General features: G+C 73.8%; 7 protein-coding genes. 5 read left to right on the top strand and 2 right to left on the bottom strand.

The window, feature by feature from the left end; genetic code table 11:
- The first annotated feature begins 438 nt into the window (after nucleotides 1-438).
- Together ACFYYR_RS14670 and ACFYYR_RS14665 are read left to right on the top strand one after the other, a co-directional pair.
- The gene (locus ACFYYR_RS14670) at nucleotides 439-798 is read left to right on the top strand and encodes an STAS domain-containing protein (protein WP_388851865.1); all 360 of its coding nucleotides are present in this window, start codon (nucleotides 439-441) and stop codon (nucleotides 796-798) included.
- On the top strand, nucleotides 795-1,724 hold the full coding sequence (locus ACFYYR_RS14665; RefSeq protein ID WP_388852524.1) for an anti-sigma factor RsbA family regulatory protein: 930 nt from the start codon (nucleotides 795-797) through the stop codon (nucleotides 1,722-1,724). The genes ACFYYR_RS14670 and ACFYYR_RS14665 overlap by 4 nt, the downstream gene beginning before the upstream one ends.
- Before the next feature lie 81 nt (nucleotides 1,725-1,805).
- On the opposite strand, the gene ACFYYR_RS14660 is transcribed toward ACFYYR_RS14665, so the two are convergent.
- On the bottom strand, nucleotides 1,806-2,645 hold the full coding sequence (locus ACFYYR_RS14660; protein ID WP_388851862.1) for an alpha/beta fold hydrolase: 840 nt from the start codon (nucleotides 2,643-2,645) through the stop codon (nucleotides 1,806-1,808).
- Nucleotides 2,646-2,702: 57 nt separating this feature from the next.
- Between ACFYYR_RS14660 and ACFYYR_RS14655 the strand changes: the two genes are divergently transcribed.
- Together ACFYYR_RS14655 and ACFYYR_RS14650 are read left to right on the top strand one after the other, a co-directional pair.
- Nucleotides 2,703-3,176 (top strand): MarR family winged helix-turn-helix transcriptional regulator, encoded by a 474-nt coding sequence (locus tag ACFYYR_RS14655; RefSeq protein ID WP_388851859.1) that lies wholly within the window; start codon nucleotides 2,703-2,705, stop codon nucleotides 3,174-3,176.
- Nucleotides 3,177-3,418: 242 nt separating this feature from the next.
- Entirely contained in the window at nucleotides 3,419-4,714 is a 1,296-nt protein-coding gene (locus ACFYYR_RS14650) for a hypothetical protein (RefSeq protein ID WP_388851856.1), read from the top strand.
- Between the two features lie 19 nt (nucleotides 4,715-4,733).
- Here the strand turns inward: ACFYYR_RS14650 and ACFYYR_RS14645 are convergent, their stop codons facing one another.
- Nucleotides 4,734-5,180: a DUF4345 domain-containing protein gene (locus ACFYYR_RS14645; RefSeq protein WP_388851853.1), complete on the bottom strand. Its 447-nt coding sequence runs from the start codon at nucleotides 5,178-5,180 to the stop codon at nucleotides 4,734-4,736.
- A gap of 86 nt (nucleotides 5,181-5,266) precedes the next feature.
- On the opposite strand from ACFYYR_RS14645, the gene ACFYYR_RS14640 reads away from it, so the two are divergent.
- Nucleotides 5,267-5,893 carry a TetR/AcrR family transcriptional regulator gene (locus ACFYYR_RS14640; RefSeq protein ID WP_388852521.1) on the top strand — a complete coding sequence of 209 codons (627 nt, stop codon included), beginning with the start codon at nucleotides 5,267-5,269 and terminating at the stop codon, nucleotides 5,891-5,893.
- Nucleotides 5,894-6,000 lie beyond the last annotated feature (107 nt).

Genomic DNA, 6,000 nt, shown 5'->3' with positions numbered 1-6,000 from the left:
GGGGGTGGGGGGGGGGGGGGGGGGGGGGGGCGCGGGGGGGGGGGGGCCCGGAACGTATATTTACGGGCCCTGGGGGCCCACAAATACACGGAAGCTTCCGGAACCCCCCACCCCTGCGCCCCCACCCCCTTGTGTCCGGACCACCGGCGGCGTCGTAGCGCGCCGCCGTGTCCACAGACCTGCCCGGCGGCACCGCGCACCCTGCACTCCTCTGACGTCCCGGGCGGCCCGGCCGCACCGCGTCTTCGTGTCCGGCCCGGGGGTCCGCTGCCTGCGCCGTGCGCCGGACTCGGTCCGCCGGTGCCGTCCGGTCGTGGGCCAGTGCCCACCCGGGGGTGGCATTTGCGAACGCGGCCGTGGGGACGGCTCGGATGGCCTAAGGTACGTCGGGCCAATCGTCCGGTGTGCACCGGACGAGCGAGGTTCTGGAGGGAGCCGGTGACTGTGCCGGAGAGCCGGGTCCTGTCGGCGGGCCCACCACCGTCGGGCACCGCCGCGCTGGAGGTCGTTCCGCTCGGGGACCTGTCCGGGGTGCGGGTGGTCGGGGAGATCGGCCTGAGCACCGGTACGGTGTGGCAACGGCAGCTGGACAACCTGGTCGGCCGAGGTGAGGATGTCCGCCTCGAACTGTCCGGGGTCGAGTTCGTCGATGTTGCGGGGGTGTCGGCCCTGGCACGGGCCGCCCAGCGGCTGGACGCCGGACGACGCATGGTTCTGGTCCGGCCGCCCACGACCCTCCTCCGCACGCTCGAGATGTTCTGGCCCGGCCTGGCCGCGATCGAGGTGACCACGTGCTGAGTACGGAGACCGTAGCCGGCTCCTTCGCGCACCCCGCGCTGTTCTACCGCGACACGGACGAGTACCTGGCGGGCACGGTGCCGTTCGTGCGTGCGGGAGTCGCCGCGGGTGAGCCGGTGGCGGTGGCCGTTCCGGCCGACGGCCTCGCCGCCATCCGGGGCGAGCTGGGGCAGGACGCCGGGAGCGTGCAGTTCCTCGACATGACGCAGGCCGGGAGGAATCCCGGGCGGATCATTCCGGGGGTGTTGCGGGCCTTCGCCGACCGTCATCCCGCGGGCCGGGTGCGCATCATCGGTGAGCCCATCTGGGCGGGCCGCACCCCGACCGAGTACCCGGCGTGCGTCCAGCACGAGGCGTTGATCAATGTCGCGTTCCACGGGCGGGCCGTCACCATCCTCTGCCCGTACGACGCCGGCCGGCTGGCTCCGGAGGTCATCGCCGACGCACGGGCCACCCACCCCGTCCTCATCGAGGACGGCCGGACCCGCACCAGTGACGCCTTCGCTCCCGAGCAGGCGATCGCCGACTGCAACCACCGGCTGGTCGCCCGCGCCGGAGCCGCGGCGCTGACCTTCGACGCCGAACTCCTCCCCGCCGCACGGCACTTCGCGGTGGGTCAGGCGGCGCGGCTCGGACTGGCGGGCCGGCGGCTGGACGACCTGGCCCTGGCGGTGGCCGAGCTGACGACCAACAGTGTGGTGCACGGCGGAGGTTCGGGCACCGTCCGGGTCTGGGACGAGGACGGGGAGGTGGTCTGCCAGGTCGAGGACCGGGGGCTGCTCCGCGACCCGCTGGCCGGCCGCCGGCCACCCCTGCGCGACCAGTTGGGCGGCCGGGGCCTGCTGCTCGTGCACGAGGTCTCCGACCTGGTCCGGGTGCACACCGGCACGGAAGGGACGACGGTCCGGTTCCACTTCGGCCCGTGACCGACCCCGCCACGAGCGCAGAGGTCATCTGCCCGCGGGCGGCGGTCGGGGTTGAGCCCGGCCCAGCGGGGCGCCGTCGGGTCAGCCCGGCCGGCGGTCCGCTCCGGGGAGGGTGCCGAGGAAGGCCGCCAGGATCTCGTTGAAGGCGTCCGGCCGTTCCATGCAGGGGTAGTGCGCGGCTCCTTCGACGGTGGCCGCGCGGCCGTCGGCCACCGTGCGGATCAGGCGCTCGGCCATGCCGATGTGGTCGTCCGCGTCGAGATCGCCGTGGACGGCCAGCACCGGGACGGCGATCTTGGCCGCACGGGCCCAGGTGTCGGCCACCGGCACTTGCCAGTCCCGTGTCGCACCGGCGTGCTTGGCGACCGTCCGGACCGTCATCTCCCGCAGCCGTCGCACGACATCCTGGTCGACATCGTCCAGAGAGCGCCGCGGGCCGGCGGCGCACTGGAGCAGTGCCTCGACGTATCGGCCGGCGTCGGCGGCGGCCAGCGCCCGGGCCTGTTCGGCCTTGATGTTCAGGGCCCAGGGGTCCCGGAACTCGGGCTCACTGGTCCCGGCGCCGCTGATCACCAACGCCCGGACCAGCTCCGGGTGTTCCAGCGCCGTGTCGACCGCGAGAGCCGCGCCCATCGACACCCCGGCCAGCACCGCGGGTCCGGTGTCGAGGTGGCGCAGCAGCGCCGCCAGGTCATCGGTGTGCCGGAACGGCCCCTGCGCGACGGTCGACGCGCCGTGGCCGCGGGCGTCGGGCGTGATGACGCGGTGGCCCTTCGCGAGGAACGGCACCTGGTCGTCCCACATGGAGCGGTCGAGGAAGCCGCCGTGCAACAGCACCAGCGGGGTACCGGAGCCGGTGTCGCTGTAGGCGAGCCGGGCTTCTCCGGTGTGCGGCAGCAGGAACTCCGAAACAGCAGTCATGACACCCAAGGTGTCATGACACGAGGAACATGACAACCGGGGTGTCATCCTGGAACCATGACGAACATCGATGCCCCCCTGGCCCCCGACGCCCTCGCCGACCGACTCGCGGAGGTGTTCGCCCTCGTGGGGCCGCTGTACCGGCGTGCGCAGCGGGCGGTGGAACAGGCCGCCCCCGTCGAGGGCCTCTCCGTCGGCGTGCGCGCCGTGCTGGACCTGCTCCGTGAGAACGGGCCGATGACCGTCCCGCAGATGGGCCGCGCGCAGGCACTCAGCCGGCAGTTCGTCCAGCGCATGGTGAACGAGGCGGCGGCGCGGCAGTTGGTCGAGCGCGTCCCCAACCCGGCGCACCAGCGGTCGTCGCTGATCCGGCTGACCGACACGGGTGCGGCGGCCATCACAGCGGTGATCGCACGGGAACACGGCGTGCTGCGGCGGACCGGCGGACAGCTCACCGGTGCCGAGGTGGCGGCCTGCGTGCGGGTGCTCACGCAGATGCTCGAACTCCTCGACCACGTCGAGGTGAACTGACGGGCGGGAACCTGCCACCCACGCCCTTCCGCGGCCCGGGTCTCGGGCAGCGGTCAACCGCGGCGGAACCGGAGATTCACCGCACCGGGCGGGAAGAGGCACCGCTCGGAGAACGTCGGACCACGGTCCGGAAGCGGGTTGTGACGTCCCCATCATGACAGGTCGGAGGGCATTTTCGTAGGACGGAGAGCACGGCCCGGAAGCCTTGTTCCGGGCTCTGCGCGCCGCGCAGACTCTCCGTCATGCATCACTCGGCGACCATCGATCACGACGCTGTTCTCCGCGCCCGGACCATGCTGCTGGCGTCCGGGCGCCGCACCCCCTACGAGGAGGTCGAGGCCTACCGGGTCCTCGCCCGGGTGAGCCCCGCCGCCTACCTGCCGCGCCTGGTTCACGCGTTGCTCCACCTGAGCTATGACCGCGCCTACGACCGGCTGCACACGGAGCGTCTCGCACTGCTCGAGGAGGCGGTCGCCGCGGCGCGCGCCGTCGATCCCGCCGAGCCGGCCCGAGCGGACCTGCTCCACAGTGCCCTCGAAGGGTGCCAGGGTCAGCTGTACGCCCTCGGCCGGCGGCCCGAAGGGCTGGCCCTGCGCGCCGAGCGGGTCGCGCTCGGGCGTGCGCAGGCCGCGGAGTCCGGCGACCCGGTGGTACGGGGGCTGCGCGCCTGGGCAGCGGGCCTGGCCGAGGAGGGGCGGCACGACGAGGCCGCGGACGCCCTGGCCGAGTGGGTGGCGGCCCTCCGGCCGAAGGACCCGGTGTCGGAGGGCAGGCTCACCGCGTCGCTGCTGGAGTGGACCGCCGTGCTGGCCGCGGCCGGGCGGGCCGAGGAGGCGCTGGACGCTTTCGCGGAACTCGTCGCCCTGCGGAGGCGCGACGCCGCGCGGGACCGCACCCCGCTGGCCCAGCTCTTCCACACCCTGGTGCACTACGCGGAGATGCTCCACGAACGGGGCCGGTGCGAGCGGGCGGCGGCCGTGCGGGGCGAGGCGTTCGCCGTGCTCTCGGAGCTGGCCGCCACCGGCGAGCGCCGGACCTGGAGCGCCGACGAGGGCACCGGCTGGGCCACGCTGTTCTCCCTCTCGGGGGAGGCGAACGAGCGCTCTGCGCCGCTGGCTTCGCACCCGCCGCTCGGGATGACGCCCGAACAGTGGTCCCGGGACACCGCGCGGCGGCACCGGGAGGGCCGGGACGCGCTCGGTGCGGCGGCGGACTCCCTCACCGGGGATGCTGCCGGGCGGCCGGAGCGCCACCTCGCCGAGCTGGTCCGGCTGCACCGGTGCTTCACCGCCCGTTCCGTCGTCCACTGGGAGTTCCGCAGGCGGCTGTTGACCGGGGAGACCCGGCCGCTGCTCGACGAGGGCGTGGACCTGGCCCGCCGGCTGTCCGGCCACGACCCGGCGGCCGGAACCGCCGCGCTGGTCACCGCCCTGCTGGACCGTGCGGGCTGCCGCACCGCTGCCCGCCTCTTCGGCCCGGCCCTCGACGACTTCCGCGAGGCGCTGCAACTGCTGGGGGAGGCCGAGCGAGTGTCCTGACCGGGGGCGGCCGCCGCGCTCAGTTCGCCGGAGGCGCGGGGCGCGCGGCGGCCGTCCGCGACGGCGGGGTTCCCCCTGGCCGGTCGGCGTTCGCCTTCTCGTCGGCCGCCGACAGCCAGAAGTAGACCGGTGGCAGGGCGAGTTCGACGACCGTGAGGACGATCTGGAACCAGTGCGGCTGCCCGTACACGGCGAGGGACAGCAGCCGGCCCACTCCGCCCAGCAGAAAGACGCCCGCGAGCAGACGCACCACCCGCGCCGGAATCGGTGACTGGCGGGCCGCCCAGATCCAGGCGAGGCCATAGCCCAGGAAGATCGCGCCGTAGTACCGCTCGCGGCTGTCTACGGTGGCGCCGGCCGAGCCCTCTCCGGGCACCGAGTCGATGCCGAGGGCGAAGTGGAAGACGCCGATCGCCACACAGGCGTACCCCATGACCAGCACCAGCCACCTGAGCAGTCCGGCCATGACGTCCCCGCCTCCGTTAGTGGACAGTCGTCTACTAACGGGAAGCTACGATCGTTGTTGGACACGTGTCAAGTAACCTGTGCGATGTGACGACCCGCCGCAGACTCGCCCCCGCCGAGCGCCGCAGCCAACTGCTCGACACCGGAGCCCGGCTGTTCGCGGCGAAGCCGTACGACGAGGTGCTCATGGAGGACGTCGCCGAACGGGCCGGTGTCTCCCGCGCCCTGCTGTACCGCTACTTCCCGGGCAAGCGCGACCTGTTCGCCGCGATCTACCGGCAGGCGGCGGACCGGCTGCTGGCGGAGACCGAACTCGACCCCGCCCGCCCGGTGTACGCACAGCTGCGGGCCGGACTGGACGCGCACATCGACTACTTCGTCGCGCACCGGAACACGGTGCTGGCGGCGAACCGGGTCCTCGCGGGCGATCCGGTGATCCAGGCCGTCATCACCGACGAGCTGAGCACCCTGCGGGAGCGGCTGCTGGGCACCCCGGAACTCGCCCGCGGCCCCCGGGAGGCGGTCTCCGCGGCCCTGATGAGCTGGCTGGTCTTCGTCCGGACGCTCTGTGTCGACTGGCTGGCGCACCGGGCGTTCTCCCGGGCCGTGCTGCTCGACATGTGCCTGGGTGCGCTGCTGGGAACGCTGGGCGCGGTCATGGACCTGGACCTCGACGGGGCACCGGACCGCCCCGACGTTCCGGCCGGCGGCTGACCGTTTCCCGACCGCGTGCCCCGGGCACCGCCATCGGCCCGTGGTTGCCGCTCGGCGCCGCCGCGTCCGGCGTCCCGGCGTCCCGGCGTCCCGGCGTCCCGGCGTCC

The organism is Streptomyces sp. NPDC001922 (assembly GCF_042891165.1).
Classification (GTDB): Bacteria; Actinomycetota; Actinomycetes; order Streptomycetales; family Streptomycetaceae; genus Streptomyces.
This window is presented reverse-complemented; position numbering and strand designations above follow the sequence as displayed.

Bases quoted from the DNA above. Each gene is read 5' to 3' on its own strand.
- ACFYYR_RS14650 (WP_388851856.1), top strand. From the start codon at position 3,419: ATGCATCACTCGGCGACCATCGATCACGACGCTGTTCTCCGCGCCCGG.
- ACFYYR_RS14645 (WP_388851853.1), bottom strand. From the start codon at position 5,180: ATGGCCGGACTGCTCAGGTGGCTGGTGCTGGTCATGGGGTACGCCTGT.
- ACFYYR_RS14655 (WP_388851859.1), top strand. From the start codon at position 2,703: ATGACGAACATCGATGCCCCCCTGGCCCCCGACGCCCTCGCCGACCGA.
- ACFYYR_RS14660 (WP_388851862.1), bottom strand. From the start codon at position 2,645: ATGACTGCTGTTTCGGAGTTCCTGCTGCCGCACACCGGAGAAGCCCGG.